A 17,006-nucleotide genomic window follows, 5' to 3' on the forward strand; every position below is an offset into this window, starting at 1 on the left:
CCTATTGATATGGCTTTTACCATATCAATAGGAGGATTTTATATAAAAAATATATAGTTTATCTCTGCTTGCAATGACATATTATGGAGATTATTTCCTGGAAATATCAAAAAAATTATAATTTTGTCATTAATCGTTTCTTTATATCGATAACAGGGCTGTTGTAATTTCCTGCTGCACAGAAAGAGAGGTTTCGCTGGCTCGTGCAGCTTCAAGAACCTGCTTGGCCTTATTTGTGGCAATTTTCCCTAAGGCCCATGCGGCATATTCGCGGACCAGTTCCTCAGGATCTGCCATGGCTAGTGTTAAGTCCTGCACGGCAGCGGGATCTGCCAAGTTGCCTAGTGCTATGGCTGCGTTGCGCTGGAAGTATTTTTTGTGTTTGATATAATTGTGCATCAGCGGCTGTACCCTTGTCTGGTAGAAATCATCTGTCATGTGAAGAAAGTTGGGTAATATATATTCCTTAGCAATGTGCGTTAAATATTCATCATCCGGTTTAGGGGCGGTTAAATTTTTGCGATTGCGCGGACATACTTCCTGACAAATATCACAGCCGTGTATTTTTGTTCCTATTTTTTCTCTAATATCATAGGGAATAAAACTGCCTCCAGGGAAGCCATCTTGTCTGAAAAAATTGTTATAACTGATGCAGCGAAGAGGATTTAGTTTCTGGGGTTCATAAATGGCTTGTGTAGGACAAGCCTTCATGCAAGCTCTGCAGCCTTTGGGACAGCCCACCTCAAGGGTAGGCGTATCATATTCTAATTCCTGATCCACAACAAAGGAGGTAAGATAGATAAAAGAACCAATTCCATCGGCATAAGCAAAATTATTTCTGCCGAAGTTTACGATGCCTGCCTTGGCTGCGGCGATTCTTTCCGGCACCATGGTTCCGATACCTACTTCACAACCCGAATTTTCTAGGAATTGTTTCATTAATTGAGGTCTGGCACCATGAATACGATCCAGGGGTGCACCATAACACCTTGCCTGATAAACGCGACCTATTTTATCGGTCAGTTCCTGGGGAAAGTTCTTTTGGGAATAGTCATAGACGGTGGTGATGATTGATTTTGCTGCAGGCATCTGTGAACGCGGCTCTGCTGCCCGGGAAGCTCCTTTGAGAAAAAAGGAGTACATCTCGGAGCGATTGGTGATATCAGCAAGATATTCAGGAAAGCTGTCAGCAGGGATAATACCCACCTTACTGTAACCAACATCTAGAGCAAATTCTTTAATCTTTTTGGTAAGTGACATCATTTGTCCTCCTAGTTTCATCAATTTTTTTTGCAGGTACACTGTTTCATCTAGTCTTTCTAATCATTTTGAAGATAGATTACTACCAAAGAAGTGTATATACACGTAAAAGATTAAAATATGTGTATATGCACATGTGATAATTTATTATATTCACAATTGATTTTCTTGTCAAGATAGATTTAAGAATGACAAGCAGGTCTTTCGAATATGATCTTGATGGCGGCAGAATGTATATACTGCTTATAAAAGTAAGGAGGATATATGCCATGGACTGTCCATGACATATATCCTCCTTATACATGCCCAAAGGGATCATTACTGCCAGATTACCTGCAGCGGTTTGCGATCAACGAGCCGTTTGTATGTATATTTAGGATAGCCTACCATAATTCCGCCAGTCACACTCATGTCCTCTGGCAGTTTTAGGAGGTCGAGCAGCGGTTGATAGCCGGATAAAGCACAGGCTTCAAAAAATCCTGCCCAGCAGGTTCCGAGTTCAATTGTAGGCGCATATAATTCCGCATATGCTAGAGAGAAATGTGTATTATCCCGTCCCCGAGGCATAAAGTTTTTTGGGGCGATGGCTGCGATTAGACAGGGAGCTCCTCGCAGAATACCATCATGGCCTGTTTTACGATATTTGTTTACGATTCTCTTGAAGTAGGGTGCCATGGGAGATGCAGTCTTAATGGCTTCTTCCATCCAATCGATGGTAGCGGCGGTAATGCCCTTTAGTGTGTCCGGGTTGTTAATTACATAATAGGTGACTCCCTGGGAATTGCCACCAGTCGGTGCCAGCCTGGCTACGTTAAGAAGTTGCAGCAGTTTTTCTTTGGGGACGGCTGATGGCTTATAACAGCGAATAGATCGCCTGGAGCGTAGAAAAGTAGCGGCAGTTTTTGCGTCTAATACGGTAGTGCTTTCCAAGGTAACTTGATTGGAGAGAGGTGCTTTTACATTATTCAGGGCTTCTCGCGGACAGACGGCCACACAATGACCACAGGCAATACAGGGGTTTCCTGTGTCTTCTGGGCCATGTTTTCCCATTTTGATTACATCTGTGGGACAGACGCTGGCACAGATGCTGCAGCGGATACATTTTTCCTGGTCGACTTGAATGATGGAGTCCATATTCATGATTCCTTCTTTCTATCGTTTTTTTACTAAATTCCAGCCTCTTGTTGTTGCAGGCATAATTAGCTTGTTTCTCTGCTGATGGAATATACATCCGATGAGCCAATGGCCAAAATTTAGCTTATAATTACTATAACATATGATGGAAAACAAGAATATGCGGATTTCGTACTGGGTAGACTTTATTTGTATTTTACGATACTATTAAGCTCAAGTTGATCCTATTTAATTCTGGTATATAGTAGGTAGCTGTTAGTTGTGAGAGGAAGTGATGTGTTTTGGAATTTCGGCAGCTAAAGACTTTTATGAGCATAGTGAAATTAGGGAACTTCTCACAAGCAGCTCAATACTTAGGGTATACGCAATCGAGTGTAACGACTCATATCCAGCTGTTGGAAAAAGAATTAAATACGATTCTTTTTGAACGATTCGGACACCAGCTGATGCTGACAACGGATGGGGAAAGACTCTATGATTATGCAGAAAAGATTACTAAATTGGCCGAGGATGCTAAAAATGAGTTTGACCATTTCGAAATACCCAAGGGACCGATCGTGATTGGCATGCCAGAGTCATTATGTGTATATTATTTAACGGATTTGCTGCAGGAATATACGCTGCTATATCCAGATGTTCAGTTAAAAGTGAATTTTGGCATAGGCAGTGACTTTCGAAATCTGCTGCGAAAAAATATGATGGATCTTGCTTTTTTTCATGAGAAACATTCATCCGATATGGATTTGATCAGTACGTTTTTATGGGATGAGCCAATGGGGATGCTAGCGTCTCCAGATCATGCTCTTGCTGCTTATCCTAAAGTGCAAATCAAAGATCTAGAGGAGCAGCGACTGATTTTTATGGAGTCGGGAACCGCTTATCAAACCGCTTTGGAAGAAGGTTTGGCAAAGGCTGAAATTGTGCCTAAAACCATTTTGGAAATCTGTCATATTCAGACCATTAAGCAGATGGTAATCAATAATTTAGGCATCACGGTATTGCCTTTAGCTGCTGTAGCCCAAGAGATAAAAGCGGGTTTATTGGTCGAATTGCCGTGGCAGGGAGTAGAGCTTGAGACAAATGCGTATTTGGCCTATCATAAGGATAAGTGGCTGTCTCATGGAATACGAGCTTTTATCCGGCTGGTTGAAGAACGATTATTAAAATAGAGAGCAAGTATTGTTTTTCCAATGATCCTATGGTAAAGTATTTAATAATTTAGTGAACGAATAGCGATGGAGCTATAAATGCATGCATTTATGGCTCTCTTTCTTATAAGTAAAGAAAGCTTTGTAGGTGAGAAAATATAATTTTCATGAAATGGAGTTGAGCCGAGAATGACTGAGTACATTCATTCGATTCGGATTCTGGTTGCTGGTGAACATGGGTTGGTAATTGAATTTGGCAGTGTTATTGCGCCTGAAGTCAATCTGCGGGTTCAGCAATTGGCGAGATTGCTCCATTTCGAGCCTATTGATGGAGTAATGGAGGTAATTCCTACCTATCGATCTGTAAGTATTTATTTTGATCCTTTAGTGATTACACGTCAGGAACTGTCCAGACAGGTAATTCACAAGCTCGGAAGGATTGAGCATCAGGGTGTAGAGGACTTGCTGTCATCTAGAGTAGTGCATGTTCCTGTTTGTTATGGAGGCGTGTTAGGACCTGATTTGGAATATGTATCACGGTATACAGGTTTGTCGCCTCAGGAAGTGATTTGTATTCACACTTCCAAACCCTATATGATCTATATGTTGGGTTTTATTCCTGGTTTTCCTTATCTGGGGGGGATGTCCAGCAAGATTGCAGTACCTCGTCAGGAAAGGTCCCGGGAGCGAATTCCAGGAGGATCTGTGGGGATTGGCGGCAATCAAACGGGATTTTATCCGATTGAAAGCGCAGGAGAGTGGTGGCTGATTGGACGTACTCCCATAAAAGCCTTTGATCTTACAAGTGATAACCCCTTTTTATTTTCAGTGGGAGATTATCTGCATTTTGAAGAGATTTCCACTGCTGAGTATTTTGCAATTCGCAGATCCGTAGAAAGAGGGACGTATGTACCTGAGGTTTCTTATCTGTAATGGGAGGTGAAGATTGTGATTACAACGATAGAGCCTGGTTTGTTTACTACGATTCAGGATCAGGGCCGCTGGGGATTTCAGGCGTATGGTATGCCCATTTCCGGAGCGATGGACCGATATGCCAGCCAAGTGGCTAATTTGTTGGTGGGCAATCGTCATGATGCGGCTGTGCTGGAAATGACGGGTACAGGAGGAACGTTCAAGTTTGATGAAAAGCAGATTGTGGCAGTTTGCGGTGGGGATATGCAAGGTCTCTTAAATCACATATCTATTTCGAATTGGTCAACTTTTATCGTTCCCAGAAGAGGTATACTTCGCTTTGATACTGCTGCTAGCGGTTATCGAACGTATTTGGCTGTTCGTGGAGGTTTTGAGGTTCCTATTGTTTTAGGAAGTCGTTCAACTTGTACCCCAGTAAAGATTGGGGGCCATGAAGGACGAGTGCTGCGGCAGGGAGATGTTCTGCATGTGGGGCGGGATATGGAGTGTGAAACACAGCTTGGAAGTCTGGCAGATGGATATATTCCGCAGTATGCCAATGAAGTGCAGCTTCGAGTGATTCTGGGGCCACAGGATACGATGTTTGGATCAGCAGCCCTGGATACTTTTTTTGGCAGTTCCTACAAGGTGACAACCCAATCGGATAGGACGGGGTATCGGCTGAAAGGTCCCAAGATCAAACATCTTGGTAACGCTGATATTATATCCGAGGCTGTGTGGTTAGGAGCCATTCAAGTACCTGTTCATGGCATGCCTTTTATTATGACGGCCGATCATCAAACGACAAGGGGATTTGCCAAGTTAGGATCAGTGATTCGAGGGGATTTGCCCAAGTTGGTCCAGACCAAGCCGGGTGACTGCATTCGTTTTCGATGCAGTACGGAAGAAGAGGCGATTGAAGCCTTGCAAAAAGAGCAGGAGAGTTATAGAAATATTGCACATGCATGCAAAAAGGAGTGAGTATGGCTTCTCATTTCCTAGTGATAGCGTAGAGTCCAGGGCACTTTCGATAAAATTGAAGTGCCCTATTGTTTTTTTCAATTTTACATGGAAGTTATGGAATGGTATGATAAGTCACAAGTTAATTGTGAGTTCACGACAAGCGATAGAACACAAGAAGCAAAGGCGCTTCAGACAAAGGTAACTCTTTGTTTGATGCGCCTTTTTTTGTCATTTTAGTGAAGGAGGTGCTACTATGCATCGAGTGGATTTGAATTGTGATTTAGGAGAAAGTTTTGGTGTTTATACCATGGGAACCGATGAGTTGATTCTGCCCTTTCTTACATCGGCTAATATTGCTTGTGGCTTTCATGCAGGTGATCCTCGTGTGATGTTTAGTACGGTGAGGCTTGCAATACAGAATGATGTAGCGATTGGTGCCCATCCAGGACTGCCTGATCTCATAGGCTTTGGCAGGCGGAACATGGAGATATCTCCTCAGGAAGCCTATGAGATGGTTGTGTATCAAATTGGGGCATTATATGGCTTTGTGAAAGCAGCCGGCGGGAAAATGCAGCATGTAAAACCCCATGGTGCCCTTTATAACATGGCGGCAAAACGGCAAGATCTTGCCGAGGCGATTGCGGAAGCTGTGTATAAGGTCAATCCAGAACTTATTTTATTTGGTCTATCTGGCAGCGAACTCGTTACTGCAGGGGAGAAAATCGGTCTTAGAACGGCTCATGAAGTATTTGCCGATCGCACCTATCAAGTCGATGGAACCTTAACGCCGCGAAGTCAGCCAGGAGCTTTGATTACTGACCAAGAACAAGCTGTTTCTCAAGTCGTTCGAATGGTCAAAGAAGGCAAAGTATTGTCGCTGCAAGGAAAAGATATTCTTATTAAAGCAGACACGGTCTGCATTCATGGTGATGGTTCTCATGCATTAGCATTTGCTCGTCTGATTCGAGAAATTCTTGGAAAATCTCAAATTGACCTTCAGGCAGTCGGTTTTAAATAGAGGCAAAATTAGGAGGAATAGAGATGGAAACAAATAACAAGGTAACAAATTCAGAGAAACAATCACCTGTGGTGGGACAATCCAATTTGAGTTTATTATTAGGCGCCGCTTTTTTGATGGCAACTTCTGCGATTGGTCCTGGGTTTTTAACGCAGACCACAGTATTTACTCAAAAATTAGCTGCAAGCTTTGGCTTCGTGATTATGATGTCTATTATCTTAGATATTGGGGCTCAAATGAATGTATGGCGAATCATCGCCGTTTCAGAAAAACGCGGGCAAGATATTGCAAATATGGTTTTCCCAGGCCTTGGTTATCTGGTAGCATTTCTGATTGTATTGGGAGGTCTTGCTTTTAATATTGGTAATATTGGAGGCGCAGGTCTTGGTATGAATGTTATGTTCGGCGTCACACCCGTAACTGGTGCGATCATTAGTGCCGCTGTTGCAATCGCTATTTTCCTGATCAAAGAAGCAGGTAGGGCAATGGATCGAGTTACTCAGATTGCTGGGTTTGTCATGATTGGTCTTACGGTATATATCGCTATTTCTTCAGCGCCACCTGTAGGGGAAGCAATCATGAAAAGTTTTGTCCCCGACCAGATCGATATGTTTGCAATTATTACACTTGTTGGCGGTACTGTTGGTGGATATATTACGTTTGCCGGCGGGCATCGGCTCTTGGATGCAGGAATTCGTGGTGTTAAAGCGTTGCCGCAAGTAACACAAAGCTCTGTTTCAGGTATTTTGATTACTTCCATTATGCGCGTTGTATTATTTTTAGCAGCTCTTGGCATTGTATCACAAGGTCTAGCGATTGATCCGGCAAATCCACCTGCATCTGTATTTAAATTGGCAGCTGGGAATATCGGTTATAAAGTATTTGGTGTAGTTATGTGGGCGGCTGCTATTACCTCTGTAATTGGTGCTGCTTATACCTCTGTATCCTTTATTAAAACTTTCAATACCAGTATTGCAAAACATGAAAAAAGCGTCATTATTAGTTTTATCTTAGTATCAACCTTAGTATTTTCTTTAGTTGGACAGCCTGTTAAAATCTTGGTTCTTGTTGGATCGCTCAATGGTCTTATTCTTCCTATCACATTAGCGACAATATTGGTTGCTGCCTATCGGAAAAATATTGTTGGTGATTACAAGCATCCTCTATGGATGACCATTTTTGGTGGTTTGGTAGTTGTAATGATGGCCTATATGAGTGGGTACACTCTGATCAATACGTTGCCTAAAATGTTTCAATAATCTAGAGAGTTAATGGGAGGGGCTAGAAAATGAAGGATACTGCAAACATGAGTCCGGCAGAAATTCGTGCCATGATTCGGAACAACGAGTGGATAAAACCAACATCGGGGATGGCAAAGGGGTTTACCCAGGCAAACTTAGCCATCTTAAAAAAGGATCTTGCTTTTGAGTTCCTCTTATTTTGTCAGCGCAATCCTAAACCTTGTCCGATTCTTGATGTAACAGAACCGGGCTCTCCGATCCCAAGGCTGATCGCACCTGAGGCTGATATCAGAACTGATATTCCCAAATACCGGATCTATCGGTCTGGTGAATTAACGGAAGAAGTAACGGATATCATGAAATATTGGGAAGACGATATGGTTGCTTTTCTGATTGGGTGCAGTTTTACTTTTGAGCATCCCTTAATGAATAATGGAATTCCTGTTCGTCATATTGAAGAAAATTGTAATGTGGCAATGTATAAGACCAATATCCCTTGCGTAAAAGCAGGTCGCTTCGAAGGACCTATGGTTGTGAGTATGCGTCCAATTCCTGAGAAGGATGTGGTTCGCGCGGTTCAGATTACATCTCGTTTTCCCGCGGTTCATGGAGCACCTATTCAGATTGGCAATCCAGCAAGGATTGGTATCAAAGATATTAATAAACCTGATTTTGGTGATCGAGTCACGATTAGGGAAGGCGAGGTACCTGTTTTCTGGGCATGTGGTGCTACTCCCCAAGCGATAGCGATGGAAGTGAAGCCGGAACTGATGATTACTCATGCTCCTGGGCATATGTTTATTGCTGATGTATTAGATGAACAGTATAGTGTTTTTTAAAGATGCAGTGAAATAGAAAGGTTCTTTCAAAAGATAGAGGTGATAAACTTGCATCCAAAAACTAGTAATATGAAATGTAATGCAACGATGCTTCCACTAGGAGAATCGGCTGTTTTAGTTGAATTTGGCGGAGGAATACATCCTGATACACACCGAAAAGTAAAAGCATTTACAGAGTACCTTGATAGCCATTGCCTGCCGGGGATGATTGAATATGTATCGGCCTTCTCCAGTGTTACGGTATTTTATGATTCTCTTATGGTGAAGCAATTACACCAGGATCATGTAGAACTAAGAAAAGAGCCTTCTTATCGGATTATTTCTGTAATCCTGCAGAAGATTGTTGCAGAGCTTAGGACTGGAGATGGTCAGGAAGCAAGAATCGTTGAAATCCCAGTCTGTTACGGTGGGGAACTTGGACCTGATTTGGCATATGTAGCAGAATATAACAAACTTACTGTGGATGAGGTGATCGACATCCATAGTATGGGCGATTATCTGGTATACATGGTTGGTTTTGCTCCAGGATTTCCTTATCTAGGTGGCATGTCAGAAAAAATTTCTACGCCAAGGCGTCAGTCACCGCGCATGACCATTTCAGCAGGGTCTGTAGGCATTGCAGGTGTGCAAACCGGTGTTTATCCCATCCCAACGCCAGGAGGCTGGCAATTGATTGGTCGTACCCCTTTAGCACTTTTTCGTCCGAATGAAAATCCGCCCAGTCTCCTCCAAGCAGGAGATCGGATACGCTTTTATCCTATTTCCCAGCAAGAATATGAAGAATATAAGAGGGAACCGATATGAGTATAAAAGTTCTTCAGCCGGGTCTTTTGACAAGTATGCAGGATTTAGGGAGATATGGGTATCAAAAACATGGGGTTATTGTTAGTGGGGCAATGGACACCTATTCCCTGCGCATCGCCAATATTTTAGTGGGCAATCAAGAGGGCGAAGGAGCATTAGAAATAGCTTTGCTGGGGCCATCTCTTGAAATAGAAAAAGATAGTCTGCTAGCTATTACGGGCGGAAACTTATCTCCTACTATCAATGGTAAAGTAGTTCCAATGTGGAGGCCTGTTTATGTAAAAGCAGGCAGTATCCTGCAGTTTGGCGCTTGTAAGTCAGGCTGTCGCTCCTATTTAGCCATTGCAGGGGGTTACGATCTCTTGGAAGTGATGGGCAGTAAAAGCACGTATTTACGGGCTGGGATTGGAGGCTTTCAGGGACGGGCCTTGCAGCGAGGAGATGTCCTGGCAGTAAAGTCACCCCACGGAGCTTCTCTAGACCGGACGGAATATTTCAAAAGGAAATATTCACCGGAATCCTTTGTTTCATCATCCTGGTACGCAGGCAGACCGCCAATTCCCCAGGCTTTGCGCCTTACTACGATTCGAATGACCCGAGGACTCCAGTTTGAATATTTTACTGCAGAGAGTAAAAGTCAATTGCTGAATGCTTCTTTTCAGGTCGCTGCTCAATCTGATAGAATGGGATATCGGTTGTCAGGGGTAAATTTGCAGTTGGAATCACCTTTAGAAATGATTTCGGAGGCTGTAGCTTTAGGAACTGTTCAGGTGCCGCCAGATGGAAATCCCATTATATTATTAGCAGATCGACAAACTGTAGGGGGATATCCTAAGATTGGGCAGGTAGCGATTGTCGATGTTCCGATTCTTGCACAAGTTAGGCCAGGAGCAACAATTCAGTTTCAGGAGATTACTTTGGAAGAGGCAGAACGGCTTTATATTGCACGAGAGAATGATATACAAGAGTTAAAAACTGCAATCCAATTGAAGTTTTTATAGCCTATGTCTGAATGTAAAAGACTAGGTTACCGTATAATACGAGGGGTGAAAGTCATGCTTACATTTGATGAAATAAGAGAAATTATAAAAATGATAGACCAGTCCTCTATACAGCATTTTGAATTGAATCAGGACGGGACCCAAATTGTTGTTGGGAAGTATGCTGTATCGTCACAAAAAAATACACCATTAGACTCTGAGGGGGTTAAAGAGACTGTTTCACAACGATCTACTGCAGCGATACAACAAGAATCTGCAAAAATAATGGAAGAGATTGAGGGCAGTCATTTGCACAAGATCCTGTCTACTACCGTAGGGACGTTTTATTCCGCTCCAGAACCAGGTGCAGATCCATTTGTGAAAATGGGTCAGCAAGTGGGTCCAAGCACTGTGGTGTGTGTGCTGGAAGCTATGAAGCTGTTTAATGAAGTTGAAGCGGGTATCAGTGGAGAAGTTGTGGAGATTTTATTTAAGGACGGAGAGTTTGTTGAATATGGGGCACCTCTATTTCTGGTGAAACCAGAGTAAAAGCTGGTGAAAATGAGGGAAATAGAATCATAACAAAGGGGCAGAAAAGATGTTTAAAAAAGTGATGATTGCCAATCGAGGAGAAATTGCGGTGCGAATCATCAGGGCTTGCCGCGAAATGGGTATTGCAACTGTTGCTGTATATTCAACTGCAGACCAGCAAGCATACCATGTAAAATTGGCAGATGAAGCATATTGTATTGGCCCTGCCTCTTCCAAGGACAGTTATTTAAATAGTAGCAGATTGCTGAGTATTGCTCAGTTTACCCAGGTGGATGCCATTCATCCCGGATATGGTTTTTTGGCAGAGAATCCAGAGTTTGCTCAGGTTTGCGCTAACTATCAGATTGCCTTCATTGGTCCGGAGGCGGATGCCATTCGTAAAATGGGGGCGAAAGCGATTGCCAGAGAAACGATGAAGCAGGCGGGTGTTCCCATTGTTCCAGGTACGGATGGACTTATCGAGGAAGTACAGACGGCCATTACGGTCGCTAAAGATATTGGTTATCCTGTTATTGTCAAGGCAACCGCTGGCGGTGGCGGCAAAGGTATGAGAGTGGCCCAAGATGAGGAAGCATTAATCAAAGCCATTCGCCAAGCCCAAAAGGAAGCTCAGCTTACGTTTGGCAATGCAGGTGTATATTTGGAAAAGTATTTAGAAGAACCCAGGCATATTGAAATTCAGCTTATGGCTGACAAATATGGAAATGTGGTATATCTTGGTGAACGGGATTGTTCCATTCAGCGTCGGCATCAGAAGCTGGTGGAAGAAGCACCTTCGCCTGCTCTTGATCAAACGTTGCGGGAGCAAATGGGAAATGCTGCCGTATTGGCAGCAAAAGCCGTGAATTATCATGGAGCAGGGACGGTAGAATTTCTGCTGGATAAGCATGGTCAGTTTTATTTTATGGAAATGAATACTCGGATTCAAGTTGAGCACGGAGTCACAGAGGCTATTACCGGTATTGATCTCATTCGGGAACAAATTGCTGTTGCTTCAGGAGAGCCTTTATCCTTTGGTCAGGAAGAGGTGAAAATCAATGGCTGGGCCATTGAGTGTCGAATTAATGCGGAAAATCCAGCAAATCATTTTATGCCGTCACCAGGGAAGGTAGAAACGTATTTGCCTCCAGGTGGATTTGGTGTGCGAATTGACAGTGCGGTATATCCCGGATATGAGATTTCTCCTTTCTATGATTCTATGGTGGCGAAGGTCATTGTTTGGGGGAAAAATCGGCAAGATGCGATTAATCGGATGCAACGAGCATTAGGGGAATTTGCAATTGAAGGAATTCATACTACCATCCCTTTTCATCAAAAATTGCTAAAACATGGCATGTTTATTCAGGGAGAATTTAATACTGGTTTCTTAGAAAAGTATAAAAGTGAATTTGATCCAGAATGTTATGAGTAAGTACTTGCAGGGATCAAATACGATAGGTGAGGTGAAATACATGTCAAAACTTTCGGGACAGGACATCATAAGAATGTTTACAGAGCTGGCCCCATACATTAATGAAATAGTTGTAGACGATGTAGGTGTGTCGGTTATTCAGGATGGGATGTACACAGCCTATGTGCCTGGTAAGAGTTTTGATTTAGGAGTTAGACCCGGTGAACCGATGAAAGGGCAAGTGTGTGAACAATGTATTGAGACGGGGACGCGCATTGTCCGCATGATATCCAGGGAACAGTCCGCTTTTGATATTCCCTATATTGCCTGCGCACTTCCCATCAAAGAGGGCAATAAGGCAATTGGCTGCCTAATCACAACTCAGGCGGTTGCTAACCAGGAAAAAGTGCATATGATAGCGGGAACATTGGCGGATTCTTCTGATGAATTTACGGCAAGTATGGATGCCTTAGCAACAGGCTCAAACGAGCTATCGACTATTTGCAACGATCTGGGCATTTTGAGTAAGGAATTGGCTGCTACGATAAAGCAGACGGATGAGATTGTAGATTTTATAAAAAATATATCGAACCAGACAAATCTGCTGGGCCTTAATGCGGCGATTGAAGCAGCACGAGTAGGAGAAGCTGGCAGAGGATTTAGTGTAGTAGCAGAAGAAATTCGCAAGTTAGCTACGGTAAGTGCTGATTCGGTAAAAGATATTAATGCTTCCTTAAAGAAAACCCAGGATTCTATTGCCATTATGAACCAAAAGGTTGTTACTATTGACAATACGGTTCAGAATCAAGCAAGTTCCATTCAAGAAATGGCTAAAGCCAGTCAAGGATTGGCATCTATGGCCGGAGAATTATCCAGTGTTTCTGAGAATATGATACAAGGTATGAAATAAAAGAAGCCCAAAAGATCGTTGTCAGCCAGATGCTGTCAGGATCTTTTGGGCTTTTGTGTCCTTTGCGCCTTTGTGGTTCAATTCGTTCAGCCTTTCAAAGGTTTAATTTTTACAGTGCTTTAACTTTTAACAGGTAAATCACTTTCTGTTTCTTCCTTTTTAAAGTCCATTTAATGACATGGTAAGTCCCATACCCAGCATAATCAGTCCCAGTAAGTCGGGGATATAGGTTCCAAGAGGTTTGAAGGGGGCTGGCCTCCTTATTCTAATACGGCACCCTTATTTGCTGATGTGACAAGACGGGCGTAGCGAGAGAGGTAACCTGTTTTGATTTTGGGCTCAGGTTGTACCCAATTTTGACGACGCTTTGCCATTTCTTCATCGCTAATGTTTACGATGAGGGAGCGCTGAGGAATATTGATGGAAATCACATCACCATTTTCTACTAGAGCGATGGGGCCTCCCTCCATGGCTTCTGGCGATACATGACCAATGCAGGCTCCTTGCGTAGCACCGCTGAAACGTCCATCAGTAAGCAGAGCAACCTTTAATCCCATGCCAGTAATAATAGCAGTTGGATTTAGCATTTCTTTCATACCGGGACCGCCTTTGGGACCTTCATAACGGATAATCACCACTTCGCCATCTTTTACTTGTTTCGCTAATAGTGCTTCAATGACTTCTTCTTCTGAATTAAAAACATGAGCAGGACCTTCAAAGACCAGCATGTCTTCCTTTACAGCACTTTCTTTTACAATGGCATTGTCGGGAGCCAGATTGCCGGCAAGAACAGCGATACCGCCAGTTTTCCGATAGGGATTATCAATGGTGTGGATGACATCTGCGCGTGTAATTTCAGCTTGTTCTAGACGTTCCGATAATATTCCCGTTACTGTCAGCGCATCTGTATGCATGACACCAGCTTTAGCAAGTTCTTTCATAACAGCATTGATACCGCCTGCTTCGTTTAAGTCCTGCATGTGGTGGGTGCCGCTAGGACTTAACTTGGTAATGTAAGGAGTTTTGGCACTGATTTCTTCAAAGAGGGAAAGGGGCAAAGCAATTTGGGCTTCATGAGCAATGGCTGTTAGGTGCAAAACCGTGTTAGAAGAACCACCGATTCCCATATCTACGGCAATGGCGTTTTCAAAGGCTTTACTTGTCATGATATCCCGAGGGCGAATGTTATTCTTGATTAAGTTCATAATGACAGCGCCAGCTCTCTTGGCAAGGGTTTTCCGTGCTCCTGTATAAGCGGCAGGAATGGTGCCGTTGCCGGGAAGACCCATGCCCAGAACTTCTGTCAAACAGTTCATGGTATTGGCAGTAAAGAGACCAGCACAGGAGCCGCAGCCTGGGCAAGCGGATTGTTCCATGGTGTCAAGTTCTTCAGCACTGATTTTCCCTGCTTCAAATTTTCCCGCTGCTTCAAACATCGTACTCACACTAATATCTTTTCCTTGGTAGCGTCCTGCGAGCATTGGACCACCGCTTACCACGACACAGGGAATATTGATTCTCGCAGCTGCCATGAGCATAGCGGGCACGATTTTATCACAGTTGGGGATTAGGATTAAACCGTCAAAGGCATGACCTCCAGCCACGGCTTCAATGGAATCGGCAATGAGTTCACGGCTAGGTAGGGGATACTTCATGCCTTTATGTCCCATAGCAATCCCGTCGCAGATACCAATCGCCGGGAATTCCATAGGTGTCCCGCCAGCAGCAGCAACGCCAAGTTTAGCCGCCTGTACAATGTCTTTTAAGTGTCCATGACCGGGAATAATCTCGTTGAAGGAATTGACAATACCAATGAGGGGTTTATTCAAGTCGTCCTTGTCATACCCCATGGCATAAAATAAGGAACGGTGGGCTGCTCTGGTTGAACCTTTTTTTACAATGTTACTATGCATAATAATAGCCTCCTTTTAAGTATAGATAAAAAAAATAAACCCACGCCTCCTAAAAAAAGGGGCAAGAGGTTTCTCTCGCGGTACCACCCTTGTTGTATTCAAAAAATGAATACATCTCTCATCAGGTCTATTACTAAACCCTAGCAAGTTAACGGCTGCGTTCCATTACGAACTGATTCCGGCGCGGCCTACTCAATGTTTTCAGCCTTGCAGTTCAGGAGTGACTCAAGAATATACATATGTTACCGGCTCCCACCTTACCCGGCTCTCTTAAACATAGGGGTATTTCTCTTTCTCCATCATCACTTTTAAAGTGTAAAGTTGTAAACTTATTGTTAGATTTATTATAATAGAATTTTCGAATATGTCAACAGTAAAAATACAAAATTACATATTGAGAATACTTCCCATAACAATCGATGAAAAAAAGATAGAAAAAAGGCGCATTGTGTTACTTGTAGTTTGTTGTTGTTTATTATATAGATTTTGTCATTCTTGACTTATTTCGACAAAAAAAGCACGAAAAGGTGTATATAATTAAGTGAATAATGAAATAATTCACGCAGTATTCTAATAGTTGTACTGCGATAACGGAAGAGGGAGTGAAAAAAGTGGATAGGCGAGGTTTTTGGGGAATGAGAAATCGGTTAATTGCAGCTTTTATAGGGGTTATACTAGTTCCTTTAGTACTGATTAGTTTTTTTCTTGGAATGACGATACGATCGCAGAATCAAGAAGACGCTAGCAGCGTAATCATAGCAGTAGCATTGCTATCCATACTGTTGGCACTTGTTATGGCGTTTTTTGTATCAAGACATTTCTTACGGCCTCTTATTGCCGTCATTAATCATATTGGTCAATTTGGAGCTGGTAACTTTAAGACAAACTTGGTACAGCAGTTTTGCACTCGTACTGATGAGCTAGGGGAATTGTCTAATGCAATCGTGAAGATGCAAAAGGATATGATTATCTTACTGAGCCAAGTACAGCAGATAAGTCAAGGTGTTGAAATCAATTCGGATAAAATGAAAGCCGTTGCAGAAAAAAACAGTCATTCCATCAAAGAGGTGGGTCTGTCCGTCGGGCAGATTGCGAGTGTATCAGTGAATCAATCTCAGGAGATGGAGTCTGGTGTGGGGCGTATGCACGAGCTTGTAGATCATGTTAAGGCTGTGCAGGTTTATACTGATGAGATGGGGCAAAGCTATGGGGAGATGTGCAGCTTAAATGACAAAGTAGCAGGGATTATATGTTCTTTAACGGAAAAGATGACAGAAGGCAAGCAGGCTTCTCAGGATGTGGACAGTGTAGTACGAAAAGTAAATGAAATGATTGGACAAATTGGTTCGATCACTACGGTGATCGAGCAAATTGCTGCACAAACTAATTTGCTGGCTTTAAATGCTTCTATTGAAGCCGCGCGAGCAGGAGAACAGGGACGAGGATTTGCTGTAGTGGCGGAAGAGGTTAGGAAGCTGGCGGAGCAATCCGGCAGTGCAGTTAACGATATTAAGGGATTGATTCAGGATGTTCAGCAGCAGTCTAAGGTGGCTGTGTCTTCTATCGAAAAGTCCCAGCAGGTTGTGAGCGATCAGGAGGAAACCGTGAATGCGACATGGACCATTTTCGAGGAAATTGCCGTAGCCGTTGAGGCTCTTACGGATAAAATGTCTGAAATGCAGAACCGATTTACGGTTATGAGTGGTAAAAGTGAAGAGATTGTGAATGTATTTAGCAATATATCAGCAGGATCAGAGGAAACTTCTGCTATTACCCAGGAGGTTCACACGGTCACAGAAAAGCAGGTACTTGATATGGATGAGACCATCGCTTGTGTCACTGAGCTGCGTAACATGGTAGGACAATTGCAGGAGAAAATATCTAAATTTTCCATATAGTGAAAAAGAGAATGCTTTTATGGATAAAACCAGAGAGCATTCTC

General features: G+C 43.0%; 15 protein-coding genes and 1 other annotated feature. Of the genes, 12 read left to right on the forward strand and 3 right to left on the reverse strand.

All coding sequences use genetic code 11. From position 1 onward, the window contains the following. Window positions 1–141: 141 nt before the first annotated feature. Both JBW_RS01790 and JBW_RS01795 read right to left on the reverse strand, forming a co-directional pair. On the reverse strand, window positions 142–1,263 hold the full coding sequence (locus JBW_RS01790; RefSeq protein ID WP_235334118.1) for an epoxyqueuosine reductase: 1,122 nt from the start codon (window positions 1,261–1,263) through the stop codon (window positions 142–144). 315 nt (window positions 1,264–1,578) lie between these two features. Next, window positions 1,579–2,394 carry a nitroreductase family protein gene (locus tag JBW_RS01795; RefSeq protein ID WP_007961442.1) on the reverse strand — a complete coding sequence of 272 codons (816 nt, stop codon included), beginning with the start codon at window positions 2,392–2,394 and terminating at the stop codon, window positions 1,579–1,581. 281 nt (window positions 2,395–2,675) lie between these two features. On the opposite strand from JBW_RS01795, the gene JBW_RS01800 reads away from it, so the two are divergent. The 11 genes from JBW_RS01800 to JBW_RS26100 all read left to right on the forward strand — a co-directional run bounded on the left by JBW_RS01800 (window position 2,676) and on the right by JBW_RS26100 (window position 13,151). Beyond that, a complete protein-coding gene (locus JBW_RS01800) occupies window positions 2,676–3,563 on the forward strand; it encodes a LysR family transcriptional regulator (RefSeq protein WP_007961444.1) in 888 nt (295 codons plus the stop codon). A gap of 168 nt (window positions 3,564–3,731) precedes the next feature. Then, entirely contained in the window at window positions 3,732–4,475 is a 744-nt protein-coding gene (gene pxpB, locus JBW_RS01805; RefSeq protein ID WP_007961447.1) for a 5-oxoprolinase subunit PxpB, read from the forward strand. Between the two features lie 15 nt (window positions 4,476–4,490). Beyond that, window positions 4,491–5,435 (forward strand): biotin-dependent carboxyltransferase family protein, encoded by a 945-nt coding sequence (locus JBW_RS01810; protein ID WP_007961449.1) that lies wholly within the window; start codon window positions 4,491–4,493, stop codon window positions 5,433–5,435. A 235-nt stretch (window positions 5,436–5,670) separates the two neighbouring features. Then, entirely contained in the window at window positions 5,671–6,435 is a 765-nt protein-coding gene (locus JBW_RS01815; protein ID WP_007961450.1) for a LamB/YcsF family protein, read from the forward strand. Between the two features lie 23 nt (window positions 6,436–6,458). Then, window positions 6,459–7,694, forward strand: coding sequence for an NRAMP family divalent metal transporter (locus tag JBW_RS01820; protein WP_007961451.1), 1,236 nt, complete (start codon window positions 6,459–6,461; stop codon window positions 7,692–7,694). 29 nt (window positions 7,695–7,723) lie between these two features. Next, window positions 7,724–8,515, forward strand: a complete 792-nt coding sequence (locus JBW_RS01825; protein WP_007961453.1) for a putative hydro-lyase — start codon at window positions 7,724–7,726, stop codon at window positions 8,513–8,515. A gap of 69 nt (window positions 8,516–8,584) precedes the next feature. Continuing rightward, on the forward strand, window positions 8,585–9,319 hold the full coding sequence (gene pxpB, locus JBW_RS01830; protein ID WP_200897008.1) for a 5-oxoprolinase subunit PxpB: 735 nt from the start codon (window positions 8,585–8,587) through the stop codon (window positions 9,317–9,319). Continuing rightward, window positions 9,316–10,320, forward strand: a complete 1,005-nt coding sequence (locus JBW_RS01835) for a biotin-dependent carboxyltransferase family protein (RefSeq protein ID WP_007961457.1) — start codon at window positions 9,316–9,318, stop codon at window positions 10,318–10,320. The genes pxpB (JBW_RS01830) and JBW_RS01835 overlap by 4 nt, the downstream gene beginning before the upstream one ends. A gap of 54 nt (window positions 10,321–10,374) precedes the next feature. Continuing rightward, entirely contained in the window at window positions 10,375–10,848 is a 474-nt protein-coding gene (accB, locus tag JBW_RS01840; protein WP_007961459.1) for an acetyl-CoA carboxylase biotin carboxyl carrier protein, read from the forward strand. A 49-nt stretch (window positions 10,849–10,897) separates the two neighbouring features. Then, window positions 10,898–12,262 (forward strand): acetyl-CoA carboxylase biotin carboxylase subunit, encoded by a 1,365-nt coding sequence (gene accC, locus JBW_RS01845; RefSeq protein WP_007961461.1) that lies wholly within the window; start codon window positions 10,898–10,900, stop codon window positions 12,260–12,262. Window positions 12,263–12,302: 40 nt separating this feature from the next. Then, window positions 12,303–13,151, forward strand: a complete 849-nt coding sequence (locus JBW_RS26100; RefSeq protein WP_007961462.1) for a methyl-accepting chemotaxis protein — start codon at window positions 12,303–12,305, stop codon at window positions 13,149–13,151. 260 nt (window positions 13,152–13,411) lie between these two features. Here JBW_RS26100 and ilvD read toward each other — a convergent pair whose 3' ends face one another. Then, entirely contained in the window at window positions 13,412–15,064 is a 1,653-nt protein-coding gene (ilvD, locus tag JBW_RS01855) for a dihydroxy-acid dehydratase (RefSeq protein ID WP_007961464.1), read from the reverse strand. A gap of 54 nt (window positions 15,065–15,118) precedes the next feature. Then, window positions 15,119–15,376, reverse strand: a binding site (T-box leader). A gap of 323 nt (window positions 15,377–15,699) precedes the next feature. On the opposite strand from ilvD, the gene JBW_RS01860 reads away from it, so the two are divergent. Then, window positions 15,700–16,962 carry a methyl-accepting chemotaxis protein gene (locus JBW_RS01860; RefSeq protein WP_235334120.1) on the forward strand — a complete coding sequence of 421 codons (1,263 nt, stop codon included), beginning with the start codon at window positions 15,700–15,702 and terminating at the stop codon, window positions 16,960–16,962. Window positions 16,963–17,006: the final 44 nt, after the last annotated feature.

It is taken from the genome of Pelosinus fermentans JBW45 (assembly GCF_000271665.2).
Lineage (GTDB): Bacteria > Bacillota > Negativicutes > DSM-13327 > DSM-13327 > Pelosinus > Pelosinus baikalensis.

Bases quoted from the DNA above. Each gene is read 5' to 3' on its own strand.
- JBW_RS01790 (WP_235334118.1), bottom strand. From the start codon at position 1,263: ATGATGTCACTTACCAAAAAGATTAAAGAATTTGCTCTAGATGTTGGT.
- JBW_RS01795 (WP_007961442.1), bottom strand. From the start codon at position 2,394: ATGGACTCCATCATTCAAGTCGACCAGGAAAAATGTATCCGCTGCAGC.
- pxpB (WP_007961447.1), top strand. From the start codon at position 3,732: ATGACTGAGTACATTCATTCGATTCGGATTCTGGTTGCTGGTGAACAT.
- JBW_RS01815 (WP_007961450.1), top strand. From the start codon at position 5,671: ATGCATCGAGTGGATTTGAATTGTGATTTAGGAGAAAGTTTTGGTGTT.
- JBW_RS01820 (WP_007961451.1), top strand. From the start codon at position 6,459: ATGGAAACAAATAACAAGGTAACAAATTCAGAGAAACAATCACCTGTG.
- JBW_RS01825 (WP_007961453.1), top strand. From the start codon at position 7,724: ATGAAGGATACTGCAAACATGAGTCCGGCAGAAATTCGTGCCATGATT.
- pxpB (WP_200897008.1), top strand. From the start codon at position 8,585: ATGAAATGTAATGCAACGATGCTTCCACTAGGAGAATCGGCTGTTTTA.
- JBW_RS01835 (WP_007961457.1), top strand. From the start codon at position 9,316: ATGAGTATAAAAGTTCTTCAGCCGGGTCTTTTGACAAGTATGCAGGAT.
- accB (WP_007961459.1), top strand. From the start codon at position 10,375: ATGCTTACATTTGATGAAATAAGAGAAATTATAAAAATGATAGACCAG.
- accC (WP_007961461.1), top strand. From the start codon at position 10,898: ATGTTTAAAAAAGTGATGATTGCCAATCGAGGAGAAATTGCGGTGCGA.
- JBW_RS26100 (WP_007961462.1), top strand. From the start codon at position 12,303: ATGTCAAAACTTTCGGGACAGGACATCATAAGAATGTTTACAGAGCTG.
- ilvD (WP_007961464.1), bottom strand. From the start codon at position 15,064: ATGCATAGTAACATTGTAAAAAAAGGTTCAACCAGAGCAGCCCACCGT.
- JBW_RS01860 (WP_235334120.1), top strand. From the start codon at position 15,700: ATGAGAAATCGGTTAATTGCAGCTTTTATAGGGGTTATACTAGTTCCT.